Genomic DNA, 15377 nt, shown 5'->3' with positions numbered 1-15377 from the left:
AGTCTCTTGACCTTTATGTTCCCATCGCTGACCATTGGGCAAGCGAAACACATGGTGTCCTGGATTGGTATAACTATAGCCGTAGACGGGTTTCATATTACCATTAACGGTTGCTGTTATACTGCTAGCCCCTTTGCGTAGCGTCGTATGAAGTTCATAATTCCCATCTGATTTTTTCATGTATAACTTAGCGCTCAACACAGGCCCAGGACCTGTGATGTCTAAATTTAAGTTTAGAGTTTCGGTTGGTAGATCTATTGGGCCTACAGGATTATCGCTTAAATTATTAGTAGCAAAATTTACATATTTTGTTTGCGCATGTGTAGTGTCTAATATTAGAGAAAAGGCCATAGCGCTAATAATGGCTATGGCTATTAGGGAAATCCATGTCCGTTTTCTTCGAAACATGAGTAATAGTTCACTTCCTTATTTAGAGAAGATGAAATCAGCTCCACTTGTTGTCGTAGTAAGGTATAATGGAAAACTTTTATACTGCTTAATTTCTGCTTCTACTTTTTCCTTTTTCTTCGCAAAGCAATACCATCCCTCAACAGTACCCAGTTTCGAATAATCAATTACAGGTGCAATGTCGCTCCTCAAAGCAGCACTATAAAAACCTCCCATATCTGCAATAAATCTCAACGACACGTTCTCAGCATCTGATCGTTCTTCCTTATTGGTGATGGCCAAACGAATAGCAATGAAATAGTCTTCCGTTATCGGATATTTTTCTTCTGCACGATATTCTTTAGTTGCCCCTCGCGACCTAAAGTAATCATAATAAGCGCTGTTTGGATCAGTCATATCGACAACGATTACCTGCTTCACCGTCATCGTAACTCCGCTGACTTCGTGAGTGATAGGCAAATTAGTAGGCGTCATCCCCGTCATCGTTTCAATGTTGCTGTGACGATAGTCAATTTCCGCATAACTCAGTGCAGTTTTATCAACCGGAAGCTTTTCACCCTTCTGTACCGACAAAATTCGCTCGATGATTGTTACTGCCTGCGCACGAGTGGTAGTTTGATCCAAGGCCAATTCCCCGCCCTGCATCCCCTGCATCAAGCCTAGCTTCACCGTATCGTAAATCAGCTTTTGATCATCGGATTCTCCGATCTGGTTTTTATCCAAAGACCGCAGAGAGATGCGGGCCATTTCCAACCGGGAAATCGACGAAGTGTATTCTTTGAAATCTTTTTCGTTATGTATGCTGCCTTGCAGTGCCGCGTTTACATACTCTTGATACCACTCTTTACCGGCCTCCCCTTTAGCGATCCCTTGAGCGGTAACGGCCATTTTAATAAACTCGGCTCGGGTAATGGTTTGATCGGGACGAAACGTTGCATCCTCATAACCATCGACGTAGCCCTTTTCTATAGCTCTGGTGATGCTATCTTTGGCCCAGTGGTTATCTATATCTTTCAGAGCAATCGGTGCGGCTGCATTGACCACAGTATAGGTTTGAACCGAACAGCCGGTTGCGAGCATGGACATCAGTACCGTAAAAATTAGTGATTTTTTCATCATTTACACTCCCCTAATTTGTTGTCCGCAGCAGCTTTAAGTTGGGTTAGCTATCGGTAAAATTTTCGTATAGCCAACGTCCACCAGTCAGGACTTTTCTCCCGGACAGCCACTTCCAATCATAGGTATATTGTAGCTTATGTACCGGTTTTTTACAGGTAATCGTATCCAAATGGCACCACCTAACGAAATCTCACACTTGCCACACTGCTGAGGACGATCGGTTCGCTGTGCTGCTGGCCCAAAAGGGAACGGTTCACTTCCACGATGGCGACAATGGACGGTCCGTAAATGGTGACGTTTACGCTTCGGGTCGTTTGTCTGTCGGTGGCGCTGTGGACAGTGATAGTCCGGCTCAGCACATGAGGATACGTTGGACTGGTCACATGCTCCAAGTGATGAATGATCGGGGCTTCCTTCAGATGGCTTCCCGGTAAAGGAGTCAAATCCGGTCCAAGCTTAAGGTTCAGCCGCAAATACTTGTAAAAATCGTCCGTCCCCCGCACACTGTCCCAAACCAAGCGGCCAAGGGCCGCCTCCCTTGGGTCTATATTCAAAGAAGCCGCATGAGTTATACGGTCTAGCAGCGGTTTCGTTTTGCTTTGGCTGTGCGTTTGCATCATCCAGTTAAATGCCGTAACCCAGAGGATCACAGCCGCTATGATGCCGAAAAGAGCGAACAGCAGTAAATGCGCGCTGCCCTCCTCCCGGCTCAGCAGCTCTTTCAAGGCGCAGTCGCCGTTACTGCACCGCTTACCTGATTCACTGTAGCGGTCGAAATGCTCGTGCTGAGACTCGTGCCCTTGGTTCCAACGGCTGGCCCTACCTGCGTTCCCGCAATAAACATGGCAGCGCCCCCCAGCAATACGGTAAGAAGACAAGCAATAACCAATTTACCCATTTAAAATCATCCTCTCTTATATTATTAATTCGTTATCCCTGAAAGCTTGTCATGAGCTGCTTGGAGATGGTAATCACCCACGGGTACAAAAACAGAAGCACAATCATGCCGAAGGGAATCATGATATAAAAGCTGATCCAGACAGGCGCGTTCTCGATTCTCCGGTTGATCTCGGCCGCCAGCGTCGTTTCAATGCTCTCGGTTTGCTCCTTGAGCACCTGGGCTACTTCCTTGGCATCAGCCTGGCTGATCGCTTCCAGCGCATTGACCAGCGGAAACACTTCGGAAATACCTACAGCCTCCTTAAATCTCCAGATGGCGGCGCGCCGATCCCTGCCCCAATTGATCGTCAGTTCCTGAAGGTGCGGGCTCAGCAGCTTCAATGGCCTTCCCGCGCGGATCAGCATATCGCGAATATCCGCTTTCTCGCTCACGCATACCGAGAGACGTTCAGCCAGCTTCGCGATTTCCATCAAATACTCACCCTTCCTTTGGCTTGCCACCGCGTGCACAAACAGCAGAGGCATCCACCAACCCACCGCAACGCAGATGCCACCCTTGAGCGTAATCCATATCCAAGATCCAGCGGACAGGCTGTACAACCCTTCCAGATTCGCCACCTGCGCAACAAAGCCTAACGATAAAAGCGACAGAGCCATCCCTGAACGTAAAATCTGAAACCGATAGTAGCCCCAATCGGACGGAAGACCTGCGAGACGAGCTTTTTCCGCAAAAGCACGCGCCTTAGGACTCAGCGTCTCAAGCTCTTTTTCCATCGAGAGGAAATCCCGTTCCCTTTTCTTCATCCGCTCCAGCATAAGAGCTAACCGGCTTGCACGCCCCAGGCCCATGCGCAGCCGTCCTAGAAGTGAAAACCAGAGCAAGGCGCTGCCGCCCGTAAACATACCTATAAATACAGCTTGATGAGACACCATCCACACGTTCCAAAATACACCGAGCATTCCGCTATCCTCCGTTAAAAAGCCTTCCGTCCCGACCGAACCACGAGCAGCATGGATACGAACATGACGGCAAAAGAGACGATCAGCAGCGTTCTACCGCCGGAATCAAGAAAATAATGGCTGTAGTTCGCTGCATCAGCATAAATGTTGAATCCTACCACGAAAAAGGCGAAACCGATCATAAACGAGGTCCCGAGCCGATACACCGTAATCATGGCCAGCCGGTTTTCCTCGTTGCGTTTGGCCGTTTGCATTCGGCTGACCAGATGATGCAGCGACTCCGTCATGTCCGTACCGTAATGGACTCCGATCAATAGAAGATCGGCCAAGTCGTCGGCCCATACGCTTTGAACTCGCCTCGCGAATTCGTACAGCGCCTCATCTACCGATTTCATGTGCAGTGCTAGCTCAAGCCGCCTCCACTCGCTTTTCACTTCATCAGGCATCGTTCGGGACGACTTGACGATGACGTCGGCAAGCGTAAGGCTGGGTCGGTAGTGACCGATCAGATTCTGGACCAGCATGATCATACGAAACGCAATCCGGTGTCGCTTACGCTGCACCCGAAACCGGACGTAAAAATAAGGCAGCGACCCGATCAATATTGCGACTGCCCCACTCAGCGACCATACATGGTAGTCGGGTGCACTTATACCCCCATAAGCGTATCTCTGCTGCAGCAATCCCATGGCGGCATCCGATCCGAAGAATCCGGTAAGCGCCAGCAGGAGCATGAAGGCCAGGACGATCTCTACGCCGATTTTCATGTCGGCTACTTCCATTTCGTCAGCCAAATGCTTTACCGGCTTCAGCTGAGCGATGGAAGCTAGCGTCCCCCTGCGGGAGTCGTGTATGCCGAACGAGCGGAATCTTTTTCTCCGTACCAGCACCGCGTTGAGCGTTCTTAACAAAAGAACAAGCAGCAGAAACGAACCGGCGGCCCAGCCTCCGAGCAATAAGCCTTTCAGACTGCCATGCATCAGCTCAGCAGATACGCTCACTCTCCCCACACTCCCAGTTCGCGAAATTCGTCCGGATTCGCTCCATTTGCTACCAGATGATCTATTAAAGGTTTGCTGAGCGGTTGACCGGTGAAGCGCCAGTGGTTCCGCTGATAATCCCACTCGACCAAAGGGCGGATACGTACCTCGTGTTGCTCATCCACGGACAGTTCTGTGATCTCCGTGGCTATGCGCACATGCTTCCCGTTCCACCGAATCAGACGCAGGAAAACAACTATGTTAAAAGCCCTGGCTGCACGGCGAACGGCATCTTTATGATCGTGCTGCCGCCCATCCTGCTTTATCATGTCTACCACATCGCTGATGAACGATTCGCGGTATTTGGTGTGCATTGTACCCATCATGTCGTGGCCCCTTAAAGCGCCCTGCACCATCTGCGACACCTCTGACCCTTTGGCTTCGCCGACAATAACCCAATGGGGGCTCATGACAAGCAGCGGCTTGAACGATTCTTCCATCGTAAGGCCGATTTCCTCCACTTCCCGCACGGCAAGAATGTTCCGGGTACCACGCAGCCGATCTCGCAGAGCAACCTCGAACTCTTTCTCCAGCGTCCGGATCCGTTCATTCTCGGGAATTTCCTGCGCCAACGCAAACAGGAACGTCGTCTTGCCCGTTGCTGTCCCCCCGCCGATCAAAAAGCTCGCATGATAGCGTACCAAGAGCTGAAGCAGCCGAGCCATCCGTTCATCGATCGTTTGAAGCTCCACAAGATGCCCAAGTGTCACGTCCTTCACAATGAAGTTGCGAATATGGATACTCGGAACGTCCGAATACGGCGGACGAGTCATGACAAGACGAGAGCGATTCCACATATACGATTGGATGAAAGGCTGCCTTTGGTTGATCGGCTTTTTGCCGCAAAGCGACAGGCGGTCTTGCAGAAGCAGCACATCTGCAAGGGACGCGAATTTCCGGTGGTGCCGGGTCATCTCTCCCCCTCGCAGCAGAAAAATGTCGCAGCCGATCACCTGTATCTCCTCCACATCCGGCAGACGATACAGATCCTCAATCAATCCGGCGCCGCACGTTTCGGCAAATACGCATTCCGTCGGGGATAAAGGGAAAATCAGCGTGTCTGGGTCCATATCGATCCGGTATTCCATTAAGAGGATATCAATGACCGCCTTCATTCTCGCCCCGGCCACTGGATCCCCAAGTCCAGCCTGTAAAATGTCTTCATACAGCGCCTGATCCTTCTTAGACCGTTCCGTCAAATGCTCGTAAACCAGTTTGGAAGCTTCCCGGAGCGTCATTCGGTGTTCCGTTTGAGACGGCAGGACTGCCATCCGGCTCTGGGTCTGCTTCGCCTGCATCATGTCTTTAAGATACTGTCCCGCATCAAAACGGATTCTTGGCTGAATGGAAGGCGATAACCTTTCGATCGGTGCCATAAAAGTCCCCCTCCTTATCCAAACAGCGCGGTCCACCGCTGCAGAAAGCCCCCTCTGCGGCGTACCGCTGCTGCCGCAGGTGCTCCAGCCCCGATTCGTTCATCCTTGGGAGCAAGCTGCGCAGCTAGGCCGTCGATTTGTTCTGTGAAGCTATCCGTTCCCGAGGTCTGATAAAGGGGAATTCCTTCATGAACCGCTTTGCGGCCGAGCCCGCCCTGGATATTCGGCACTGCCGCCGCAAGCGGCATACGGAGAAGCTCCGCGATTCGCTCGGGCTTATCTTCAGCCATGGTACGGTTCATAATAAGTGAAATATCCTTAGGAGTGAGTCCGGCATACTTCCAATAGCATTCGTACCATTCCCCCCAGCTCATTTGAAACGATGCGTAATTGTTCTGGGCGACAAGCCAGCGATGGTCAGCCTCGCGCACCGTACAAATAGTTGCCGCGTTGTCCGGATAGGAATTCAAATCAACGATGGTGATATCAAAAGCCGCTCTGCAAGTGTGCAGCAGATGAATCATCATTTCCGGAGTCACATCCAGAGCCGTGTCACGCCGCCGGGAACCGGTTAAGATATGAAGATTCGAGATTTTTCGGTACGATACGCACGCATCGACTAAATCGCCCGGGGTAAGCGTCTGAGTTTGCAGCTTTGACCGCAGCTTGAATCCGCTATAGTTAGGATCGGTCAGATTCAAGAAGGAGCGAATCTCGGGATTATGCAGGTTGCCATCGATGAGACCAATAGTCATCCCACTCGAAGCGGCCAAAGAGAGTGCAGTGCTCACGGCAATCGTCGTAGCGCCGTCTTTGCTCGCCGCAGACCATATAGCGGTGAGCGATCCTCCCCGGTGAGCGGGATTGTCCGATTGACGACGATTCACTTGAGCGGCAAACGCTTCAAGCATCTCGTCATCGGTAAGACCGACCGGAACGGTTCTAAAATGAAACAGGTCGGCCATTCGGCTGATCGTCTCGAGCAGAAATGAATCATAAACCGATGCGTCAAGCGCAAGGGTTACCCGTGCCTGCGGCTGATTTCTGCGCAGCGCCTGCATCCATTCCCACGGATACAAGTCGTATAATAATCCCGCATGCACGAGCACGATATCGAATGGCTCTTCCATTCGTGAAAAAAACAGATCCCTGTTTCTCGTATGGCAAATATCATATCCGCGAACGCTTCCCAGCATGGCGCTCAGACGATCTGCCGCATCCGTCTCTGGGTGAACAAGTAATAGCTTGGTCATGATGAAGGCTGCACCTCCTTGGTTTCTAAGCTTGTTTCTAAGCTTGTTTCAATGTTTCCATTACCACTGACCTGCCTTTGATCGAGCTCACCTCTGACTTGAATTTGTTCTTTCGTTTGGGTAAAAGCATCGGCTGCCTTCAGTTCGCGAAACAGTCCCGTGACGGCCCCTGAGTCTGAACCAGGCTCGGTCAGATCGGGCAAAGCCAGCTTGATCCTGCCGGCAATACTCCCCAGCACAAATGCCTCATACACTTCATCGTTCATGAGATAGGTGTTTAGCTCCGGCTTTCCGTTCGGCTTGGACCGGGTATTCTGGAGCTGCTGACGGTTCGATTGCACGACCGCTTCCACTGTTGAAGCATCGGTCACCTCCGGTCCTTCAGGCGTTTTCACACCGGTGACCGGGAGCTGCTCAATGACTTTAACCGCACCGACGCTCCATACGGCACCTGAAGCGGTCTTGATCAGCTTCGGGGCTTCAAACTCCACCCAAACGTCCACACGGTCGCCCTTCCGAACCATATTGCCCACATTCGCAGCCGCATCCGTTTTGAAGCTGAAATACCGTTCGCCTTCCTTCGGTACCAGACGGCGGTCCGACAGCTTCCAGAGGACCAGCTCCTCGTTGTCCGCTATGGGAACCAACACCGTTTGACCGATCAGCGAACCGGCATCCGTTACGGCCTCCGGATGGTGCGCCGCAACCGGAATGATAGCTCTACGCAGCATGGATGCTTCAATCACCTCGCCGCTGTGCAGCATGCGCACCGGCTTGACGGTCTCCATGGTGGCGACCTGAAACTGCGTATGCTTCATGAACTGCCAATACCCCGCAACCGATCCGGCCATCAACAGACAGCCCAGCAGAGCGACGACCCAAGCTCTTTTCATCTATATTTCCTCCCTTGATGACTCCTTTGAAAAAGCCGCAGCAGCTTACCGCCTCCTCCGCCGGACGGGCTCGCTTCGGACGGCAGCAGGTTGTTTATCCATGGCTGCATCGACTCACGAAGCGTCCTCCGAACGGGCGGCGCATCGTGCGGCAGACGGCCGTTCCATTCAGCAGCAGCAAGGACGGCGATATCCAGAGCAGGCAGCACGCATATCGGACGCTGGGGCAATAAGCGGAGCCAGGCCTCGGCTTTGCGCGGGCATTTGTTGGCAAAGCAGTGCAGCCGTCGGCCCGGTCCGACCCAAGCCTGCACCTGTCTAAGCACTCGCTGTACGGCGGGAAGCTCCAGCTTGTGCACGAACGGATCGGCGATGTACACGATATCCGTCGCTACCTCAAGCAGCTGCTTAACAGTAGGATGCTCCCACTGAGCGCCAATGTCGGCGATCAGCACAGGGCGGCGGATGGCATGGAACAGCTTGAACCAGTAGCTCGGGTCTGCTATTGGCGACCCGGCTTGTTCCTCGGGCTCCGCGGGAAGCCACAGCGTGTGGCCGTCCGTCCATCTGCGCTCCTCGGCCTGGCCGAAGCCGCCTCCCGGAGCGTTGTAGCAGCGGTACCCTGGCGGCGCATGCCCTTCCGCCAGCAGCAGCGCGTGCAGCTCAGCACGCGGCGTAGACGGCTCGATCACGGCGTGCGGCACGCCCTGATCGTGCAGCAGCCGCGCGAGCGCGAGCGCGGCAAAGGTTGCGCCGGCGCCGGGGTACAACGCGCCGACCGCTACTACGAGCGGCGGTGTCCACGCCGCTCCCGCCACTGCCGCGGGCCCAGCCGGGGGCCGCGCCGGCGCGAGCCAACGGCGCAGCTCCGAACCCGCCTCGCGTGCGCTCGAGCAGCGGCTCTCAGGGCTCGCGCGCAGCAGCCGCAGCACGAGCGGCGCGATCCCCGCAGGCAATGCCGCCGCCTCGCTGGGCGAGCGCTGAGCGCTGTAGTACACGCCGCCGGTCAGCAGAAAATACATCAGCGCCCCTAAGCCGTACAAATCGGTGCGCGGGTCGCTCTGCCGTCCCTCCAGCTGCTCGGGAGCGGCAAACCCGACCGTCCCGATGCAGACGGTATCCGCACTCTTGTCCGCTTTGAAGCTTCGTGCGGTGCCGAAATCGATGAGCCGCAGCCGACCGCTGGCGTCCAGCATCAGATTGGACGGCTTTAAGTCCCGGTGGATGATCGGCTCCGGACGGATCGAGTGCAGGTAATCGAGCAGATCACACAGCTGCAGCGCCAGCTCGGCGACCTGCCTCTCCGTCATCCGCTTTCCCTGCCTTTCAAAACGCTGCAGCAGAGTTTCTCCCTCGATATAATCCATCACCAGATAGAGGAAGCCATGTCGGGTAAGCGGAACATAATCCACGATATCCGGCAGGTTCGGGTGGCTGAGTCGGCTCATGGTCTCCGCTTCCGATAACAGAATGTGCCTCCTCTTGGCTGCTTCAGTTTCCACTTCGTCACTTCCATGAGCGGCTCCATCGCCCACATACGTCTCCTTCACCGCCCAGCGTTTTCCCTTCAACTTTAAATCATCCGCCAAAAATACGCTGCTCATTCCTCCTCTTCCGAGCTGCGCCGCAATCCTGTAGCGTCCCGCCAGTACGTCTCCGAGCTTCAATCCCATAGGAAGCCTTGCCATAATCCACCTTCCCTTTCTTCCGTAAAGCCGTTCCCCGAACGGCAAAAAAACGCCTTACGCATGCCGGATCAGCATGACATAAGGCGGTTCCTCCGCACATAATATGGATTTTTTAATAAAATAGCATATTTTTCCCAAATGTTCAACCTTTTTAATTTTCACTTCACTCAAGTCTCGTTAACATTTTGTAAATTCCCCCCATACATCCACAAATGATTTACACCCAATTAACCTTGGGAAAACATGAGCGCTCTATAATAAGTCATGGATTAGAAGCAAACCATCCCGGAAAGGAGTTCCTTCATGTCCATGTTGGAAAACAACGCCTTGGCGCGTAGGACCTTGAAAAAAAAGAACTTTGCTCTCTCCAAAGGCCTCAGGCTTCAATCATTGCGGTCCGTCCGCTTTAAGGAGCAGGCGCTGGCTTATGGCCTCTTGGCACCTTCCCTGCTGCTGTTCAGCGTGTTTCTGTTTTATCCGCTGCTCAAATCGGTGTATCTCAGCCTTCACTTGACGGATCCTCGCGGAAGGATAGCGGCTTTCGCCGGTCTAGACAACTTCAAAGAGCTATTCACTTCGGACGCCTTCGTGAAGAGCCTTCAGGTGACGCTTTCTTTCACCCTGCTGACCGTACCGACTTGCATCATACTGGCGCTCCTCTTGGCTTCTCTGTCGCACAATAAGCTCCGCGGGATTCGATGGTTCCGGTTCATCTTCTCGCTTCCCGTTGCCATTTCCGTCGGAACCGGCTCCGTCATCTGGATGATGCTGTATCATCCGACGCTCGGGACGCTCAATTACTTTCTTAGGTCATTGGGCTTAGGAACGATCAATTGGTTGACCGATCCGGCGTGGGCGCTGCTTTCGGTCGCAGTCATGACAGTATGGATGAATCTGGGCTTCAATTATATCGTCCTGCTCAGCGCTCTCCAGGGCGTGCCCGAGGAAATCTACGACAGCGCCAAGATCGACGGCTCCAGGCCGCTGCGCACCTTTGCCCGAATTACCCTGCCGCTCATCTCCCCTACTCTCTTTTTTGTGGGAATCGTATCGGTGATCGGTGCTTTTCAATCGTTCGGGCAAATCCACATTCTGACTAAAGGCGGACCGATGAACAGCACGGATGTCATCGTATTCAACATCTATCAGGACGCGTTCGTCAATTTCCGCTTTGGGATCGGCAGTGCGCAGGCGCTCGTATTGTTCGCGATCATTCTGATCCTGACGGTAGTTCAGTTCCGCTTTCTCGAGAGGAAGGTGCATTACCAATGACGTCCCGTCTGCAGCATACGCTGATCTATTCGTCGCTAACAATAGCCGCAGTAATCACATTGTACCCGATCATGTACACGATGTCGGCCGCCATGATGACGGATGCCGAATCCGCTACGTATCCGCCCAGGCTGTTTCCCGGAAGTCTGAACTTTGATAACTACTTCTCCGTGACGCAGCTGATTCCGGTTGGACGGTTCATTGCGAATAGCTTTCTCGTCTCAGGTAGCATTATGCTTGGGCAGATCATCACGGCCAGCTTGGCCGCATACGCCTTCGCCTTCCTGCGGTTTAGAGGTAAAGCAGCGCTGTTCGCATTGTTTATGTCCACCATGATGATCCCTTGGGAGGTCGCGATTATCCCCAATTACTTGACGGTCAAAAGCTGGGGCTGGCTCGATACCTATCAAGGCTTGATTGTCCCTTTCCTCGCTACCGCGTTCGGGACGTTCCTGCTCCGCCAGTTTTTCCTGCAGCTTCCCGGCGAGCTATTCGAAGCCGCCAAAATGGACGGCTGTGGCCATCTCCGAAGCTTCTTCAGGCTGGTGCTGCCATTGTCCAGACCCGCGCTCGCCACGCTCGGGGTGTATTCGTTCCTGACACATTGGAACATGTACCTATGGCCGCTGCTCATCACCAACGGCGAAGCTATGCGTACGGTGCAAATCGGCATCAGCATGCTTCAGTTCGAGGAAATGACCTCATGGAATCTGGTGCTTGCAGGCGTCGTCATGGTCATGCTTCCGACGCTGGTCCTGCTGGCGCTCGGTCTTAAGCAGCTGGTACAAGGGATGACCGCCGGAGCGGTCAAAGGGTAATAGAACGCGCTATTGGTCTTCTATCTTGGTCCGGCGCTCTATATATAAATCTATTCTAGGGAGAGATCAACCGTAATGAAGCCATTCAAGCATGTACTGCAGAACAAAAAATCCTCTTTGACGCTCCTGCTCGCCTTCGTCATGCTGTTTCTGGCGGCATGCGGGGGAACGAATGCCGTCGGCGGTAACGCCGCTCCTGCAGCCGGCGAAACGAATGGCACAGAAGCGCCGAAGGCCTCCGAACCGCTCAAAGTCGTATGGTGGCACTCGATGAGCGGAGAGCTCGGCAAGGCGGTAGACAAGCTGGTATCGGACTTCAACGCTTCCCAGAAGAACGTCGTGGTGGAAGCTGTTTTTCAAGGCACTTACGATGAGAGCCTGAACAAAATGAAGGCGTCCATGGATTCCAAAAGCGGTCCTGCACTGATCCAAGTGTATGAAATCGGCAGCCGTTTCATGATTGACTCTAAAGCAATCACCCCAATGCAGCAGTTCATCGATGCGGAGAAATTCGATGTATCCACCCTGGAAGAAAACATTTTGAACTATTACACCTTCGACGGCAAGCTGTATTCGATGCCATTTAACACATCCAACCCGATCCTTTACTACAATAAAGATATGTTTAAAGCAGCCGGCCTCGACCCGGAAAAGCCGCCGACTACGTATGAAGAAGTAGCGGATGCCGCCAAGAAGCTGACCAAGGAAGGTCAAACGGGCGCTTCCTTTGCGATTTACGGCTGGTTCATGGAGCAGTTCTTCGCAAATCAGGGAGCCGAGCTCGTCAATAATGGCAACGGACGGACGAACCCCGCAACGGAATCGATGCTCGGAAGCGATGCGGGCGTCAAGACAATGACTTGGTGGAAGCAAATGATCGACGACAAAACGATGCTCAACCTCGGCCGCAAAACGGACGATACGAAAAAAGCGTTCGCCGCCGGCCAGATCGGCATGACGCTGGACTCCACCGCATCTTTGCGCGGAATCGTGAACGCTGCTGCAGACAAATTCGAAGTCGGTACCGCCTTCCTGCCGAAACCCAAGGACGCTCAAGACGGCGGAGTCGTCGTAGGCGGTGCGAGCTTGTATATCCTGAAAAATAAATCCGAGGCCGAGCAAAAGGGCGCTTGGGAATTCATCAAATTCCTCACCGATTCGAAGCAGCAGGCATTCTGGTCTGTAAACACGGGCTACTTCCCGATTACGAAAAAAGCATACGATGAACAGCTCGTTAAGGACAACATGACAACATATCCGCAGTTTGAAACGGCGGTAGACCAGCTGCACCAAACGAAAGCAAACAAGGCTACGCAGGGCGCGGTCATGGGCGTATTCCCCGAAGCCCGTCAGCTCACCGAAGGCGCAATCGAGGAAATCCTGAACGGGAAAAAGCCGCCGAAGGAAGCTCTTGACGGCGCAGCAAAGGAAATTTCCACCAAAATTCAACAGTACAACAAAACCGTAAGCAAGTAAGCAAAGCATACGAGTAAGCCGAGGGAGAAACGCCGCCCTCGGCTTTCTATTGCTTCTATAACTTTTCTATCATGCTCCGTGCAACCCATACGCCTGCCGCGCCTGCTTGCGCTAGCCCTCGCGTGACGCCTGCTCCGTCCCCGCCGCAGTACAAACCTTCGATCTCTGTCTCCAGCTGCTCGGTGAGCTTGGGTCTAGCGGAATAGAACTTGGCTTCTACGCCGTAAAACAGCGTGTGCTCGGAAGCAATGCCCGGAGTCACCTTATCCAGCGCCTCCACCATCTCAATCAAGCTTTTCATCGTATTGTAGGGAAGCACCAGTCCCAGATCCCCCGGTACCGCTTCTTTCAGCGTCGGCTCCAGGAAGCCCTCCTTGATTCTAGCTTCCGTGGAACGTCTGCCCCGAATAATATCGCCGTATTTCTGTACGATGACACCGCCGCTCGACAAATCGTTAGCCCGCTCGCATATTTCCCGTGCATACTCATTCGGCTTATCGAACGGCTCTGTAAACCGATGCGATACCAGCAGCGCAAAGTTCGTATTAGCAGAGCCAAGCGCAGGATCCTTGTATGCATGGCCGTTAGCCGCCATTACACCGGAGTGATTTTCTACGACCACATGCCCCGATGGATTGCTGCAGAAGGTGCGAACCCGTGTGCCGACCGACGTATTGAAAATGAACTTGCCTTCGTACAAATGCTCGTTAATCTCACGCATCACCACATCGGAAGTCTCCACACGCACGCCTACGTCCACCTGATTGTTATACATTTTGAGACGGCGCTTGCGCAGCACCTCGGTGAGCCATGCCGACCCGTCCCGCCCGGGAGCGACCAATACCTTCCCGGCATCGATTTCTTCGCCGTTTTTGAGTACGATACCCCGGATTTGATGCCCGTCCTTTGTCTTTACGGTCAGCAGATCGGCTACCTCGGTCTTGAACTGCATATCGATTTTGGTTTTCAGGTAGGCATTGATGGAACGCAGGATTTCCAGGTTTTGCTCCGTACCCAGATGCCTCACCTGAGCACGCAGCAGCTTCAGTCCTGCCGCATAACCCCGTTGCTCTATAGAGCGGACCACCTCTGTCGTCGGATCGGTTACGTTATCCGTTGCCCCATGGTTGAGATTGATACCGTCCACATAACGTATCAAATCGAGCACGCGTGAAGGCGTGAGATAGTCTGTCAGCCAACCGCCGAACTCCGTTGTAATATTGAACTTCCCATCGCTGTAAGCCCCTGCTCCGCCGAAGCCGCCGGTAATAGAACATGCGGGCAAACAACCGGCGTACTCTTTTTTGCCCGCAGGCGGCGGACAAAGCTGAATTTTTTCCTCCAGGATGGGACATCTTCTGCTGTCTATATCATGTCCTTTATCAATCAGCAGCACCTTGAGCTGAGGCGCTTTCAGCGTCAGTTCGTATGCTGCGAAAATTCCAGCGGGTCCGGCTCCAACAATAATGACATCGTATCGATTGTTCATAGGTAAATTGCCTCCTTAGCATAATGAACGCAACAAAAAAATCCCAGCTTCGAAAGGGTGCGGAAAAGCACCCTTCGTAGCCAGGAATTTGCGGTCCCTTGGTAGAAACCCTTGACCCGTATTGTCAAGGATATACGATCGGTAAGGTAAGTTTAAGATGTTGAACACAAAAAGAATGATATTCCAATCCTTGAATATTGTCAACGATATAATCAATAAATGTTCGTGTTCATCTTAATTATTAGTGATTTTTTTTACTTTTAACGTAGGGAATTTACCAAAAAGCGAAAGTTGCCAACTTAAATCATGAGAAAAGGAAAGTGACCTGAATCCTCACTTTCCTTCCTGTTTACATGAACCGTTTCGTCTTCGGTCTGCGCCTTGTGTGGCGATTTCTTTTCCTGCCTGTGGAGATAGAGCTTCTTCCGTTCTTCGCCCCGCTCAGGCGTATCGGCTTTCCGCCTGCCGCCTGTGATTCGTTAATCAGCTTGGCTAGCTTTTTAAGGAATGGAGACATTTGCTCTGCCGACTGATAGATCGAGCTCATTTTGTCCAGTGCGCTGATGACTTCATCGAGGCCTTCATTCACATTGCGGATGACCGCAGGGAACCTGTTCAACATGCTCACTCACCCTCTATTCGTTCCTCTGAATCTCCATTTATTGTATGCGGAGAATCGCCCGGA

14 protein-coding genes and 1 riboswitch are annotated in these 15377 nt (G+C 52.9%); of the genes, 3 read left to right on the top strand and 11 right to left on the bottom strand.

Annotation, left to right across the window (positions count from 1 at the left end):
- Nucleotides 1-426: 426 nt before the first annotated feature.
- From JOE45_RS20140 to JOE45_RS20100, 9 genes are all read right to left on the bottom strand, one after another.
- A complete protein-coding gene (locus tag JOE45_RS20140) occupies nt 427-1527 on the bottom strand; it encodes an S-layer homology domain-containing protein (protein WP_210022644.1) in 1101 nt (366 codons plus the stop codon).
- A gap of 179 nt (nt 1528-1706) precedes the next feature.
- Nucleotides 1707-2252, bottom strand: a complete 546-nt coding sequence (locus JOE45_RS20135; RefSeq protein ID WP_210022645.1) for a hypothetical protein — start codon at nt 2250-2252, stop codon at nt 1707-1709.
- On the bottom strand, nt 2249-2425 hold the full coding sequence (locus JOE45_RS20130) for a hypothetical protein (RefSeq protein WP_210022646.1): 177 nt from the start codon (nt 2423-2425) through the stop codon (nt 2249-2251). Before JOE45_RS20130 ends, JOE45_RS20135 begins: the two co-directional genes overlap by 4 nt.
- Nucleotides 2426-2457: 32 nt before the next feature.
- Nucleotides 2458-3387, bottom strand: a complete 930-nt coding sequence (locus JOE45_RS20125) for a hypothetical protein (RefSeq protein ID WP_210022647.1) — start codon at nt 3385-3387, stop codon at nt 2458-2460.
- Nucleotides 3388-3401: 14 nt separating this feature from the next.
- Nucleotides 3402-4388, bottom strand: coding sequence for a type II secretion system F family protein (locus JOE45_RS20120; protein WP_348632564.1), 987 nt, complete (start codon nt 4386-4388; stop codon nt 3402-3404).
- Complete coding sequence (locus tag JOE45_RS20115; RefSeq protein ID WP_210022649.1) at nt 4385-5803, bottom strand: ATPase, T2SS/T4P/T4SS family; 1419 nt, start codon at nt 5801-5803, stop codon at nt 4385-4387. Before JOE45_RS20115 ends, JOE45_RS20120 begins: the two co-directional genes overlap by 4 nt.
- Nucleotides 5804-5817: 14 nt before the next feature.
- Nucleotides 5818-7056 carry a CpaE/TadZ family protein gene (locus JOE45_RS20110; RefSeq protein WP_210022650.1) on the bottom strand — a complete coding sequence of 413 codons (1239 nt, stop codon included), beginning with the start codon at nt 7054-7056 and terminating at the stop codon, nt 5818-5820.
- The gene (locus JOE45_RS20105; RefSeq protein ID WP_210022651.1) at nt 7053-7949 is read right to left on the bottom strand and encodes a CpaB family protein; all 897 of its coding nucleotides are present in this window, start codon (nt 7947-7949) and stop codon (nt 7053-7055) included. The genes JOE45_RS20110 and JOE45_RS20105 overlap by 4 nt, the downstream gene beginning before the upstream one ends.
- A complete protein-coding gene (locus tag JOE45_RS20100) occupies nt 7946-9622 on the bottom strand; it encodes a serine/threonine-protein kinase (protein WP_280875169.1) in 1677 nt (558 codons plus the stop codon). Before JOE45_RS20100 ends, JOE45_RS20105 begins: the two co-directional genes overlap by 4 nt.
- A gap of 318 nt (nt 9623-9940) precedes the next feature.
- On the opposite strand from JOE45_RS20100, the gene JOE45_RS20095 reads away from it, so the two are divergent.
- The 3 genes from JOE45_RS20095 (at nt 9941) to JOE45_RS20085 (ending at nt 13203) form a co-directional block, all read left to right on the top strand.
- Entirely contained in the window at nt 9941-10909 is a 969-nt protein-coding gene (locus JOE45_RS20095) for a carbohydrate ABC transporter permease (RefSeq protein WP_210022653.1), read from the top strand.
- Entirely contained in the window at nt 10906-11727 is an 822-nt protein-coding gene (locus tag JOE45_RS20090; RefSeq protein ID WP_210022654.1) for a carbohydrate ABC transporter permease, read from the top strand. The genes JOE45_RS20095 and JOE45_RS20090 overlap by 4 nt, the downstream gene beginning before the upstream one ends.
- A gap of 75 nt (nt 11728-11802) precedes the next feature.
- Nucleotides 11803-13203 (top strand): ABC transporter substrate-binding protein, encoded by a 1401-nt coding sequence (locus JOE45_RS20085; RefSeq protein ID WP_210022655.1) that lies wholly within the window; start codon nt 11803-11805, stop codon nt 13201-13203.
- A 55-nt stretch (nt 13204-13258) separates the two neighbouring features.
- Here the strand turns inward: JOE45_RS20085 and JOE45_RS20080 are convergent, their stop codons facing one another.
- Nucleotides 13259-14692: an NAD(P)/FAD-dependent oxidoreductase gene (locus tag JOE45_RS20080; protein WP_210022656.1), complete on the bottom strand. Its 1434-nt coding sequence runs from the start codon at nt 14690-14692 to the stop codon at nt 13259-13261.
- 57 nt (nt 14693-14749) lie between these two features.
- Nucleotides 14750-14850, bottom strand: a riboswitch (purine riboswitch).
- A 191-nt stretch (nt 14851-15041) separates the two neighbouring features.
- The gene (locus JOE45_RS20075) at nt 15042-15314 is read right to left on the bottom strand and encodes a hypothetical protein (RefSeq protein ID WP_210022657.1); all 273 of its coding nucleotides are present in this window, start codon (nt 15312-15314) and stop codon (nt 15042-15044) included.
- Between the last annotated feature and the right edge of the window lie 63 nt (nt 15315-15377).

The sequence above is a fragment of the Paenibacillus sp. PvR098 genome (genome assembly GCF_017833255.1).
GTDB lineage: Bacteria > Bacillota > Bacilli > Paenibacillales > NBRC-103111 > Paenibacillus_G.
This window is presented reverse-complemented; position numbering and strand designations above follow the sequence as displayed.

What these genes read in the sequence shown, in the direction of transcription:
- JOE45_RS20110 (WP_210022650.1), bottom strand. Translation starts at nt 7,056, where the DNA reads ATGACCAAGCTATTACTTGTTCACCCAGAGACGGATGCGGCAGATCGT.
- JOE45_RS20115 (WP_210022649.1), bottom strand. Translation starts at nt 5,803, where the DNA reads ATGGCACCGATCGAAAGGTTATCGCCTTCCATTCAGCCAAGAATCCGT.
- JOE45_RS20125 (WP_210022647.1), bottom strand. Translation starts at nt 3,387, where the DNA reads ATGCTCGGTGTATTTTGGAACGTGTGGATGGTGTCTCATCAAGCTGTA.
- JOE45_RS20085 (WP_210022655.1), top strand. Translation starts at nt 11,803, where the DNA reads ATGAAGCCATTCAAGCATGTACTGCAGAACAAAAAATCCTCTTTGACG.
- JOE45_RS20075 (WP_210022657.1), bottom strand. Translation starts at nt 15,314, where the DNA reads ATGTTGAACAGGTTCCCTGCGGTCATCCGCAATGTGAATGAAGGCCTC.
- JOE45_RS20090 (WP_210022654.1), top strand. Translation starts at nt 10,906, where the DNA reads ATGACGTCCCGTCTGCAGCATACGCTGATCTATTCGTCGCTAACAATA.
- JOE45_RS20100 (WP_280875169.1), bottom strand. Translation starts at nt 9,622, where the DNA reads ATGGGATTGAAGCTCGGAGACGTACTGGCGGGACGCTACAGGATTGCG.
- JOE45_RS20095 (WP_210022653.1), top strand. Translation starts at nt 9,941, where the DNA reads ATGTCCATGTTGGAAAACAACGCCTTGGCGCGTAGGACCTTGAAAAAA.
- JOE45_RS20105 (WP_210022651.1), bottom strand. Translation starts at nt 7,949, where the DNA reads ATGAAAAGAGCTTGGGTCGTCGCTCTGCTGGGCTGTCTGTTGATGGCC.
- JOE45_RS20080 (WP_210022656.1), bottom strand. Translation starts at nt 14,692, where the DNA reads ATGAACAATCGATACGATGTCATTATTGTTGGAGCCGGACCCGCTGGA.
- JOE45_RS20130 (WP_210022646.1), bottom strand. Translation starts at nt 2,425, where the DNA reads ATGGGTAAATTGGTTATTGCTTGTCTTCTTACCGTATTGCTGGGGGGC.
- JOE45_RS20140 (WP_210022644.1), bottom strand. Translation starts at nt 1,527, where the DNA reads ATGATGAAAAAATCACTAATTTTTACGGTACTGATGTCCATGCTCGCA.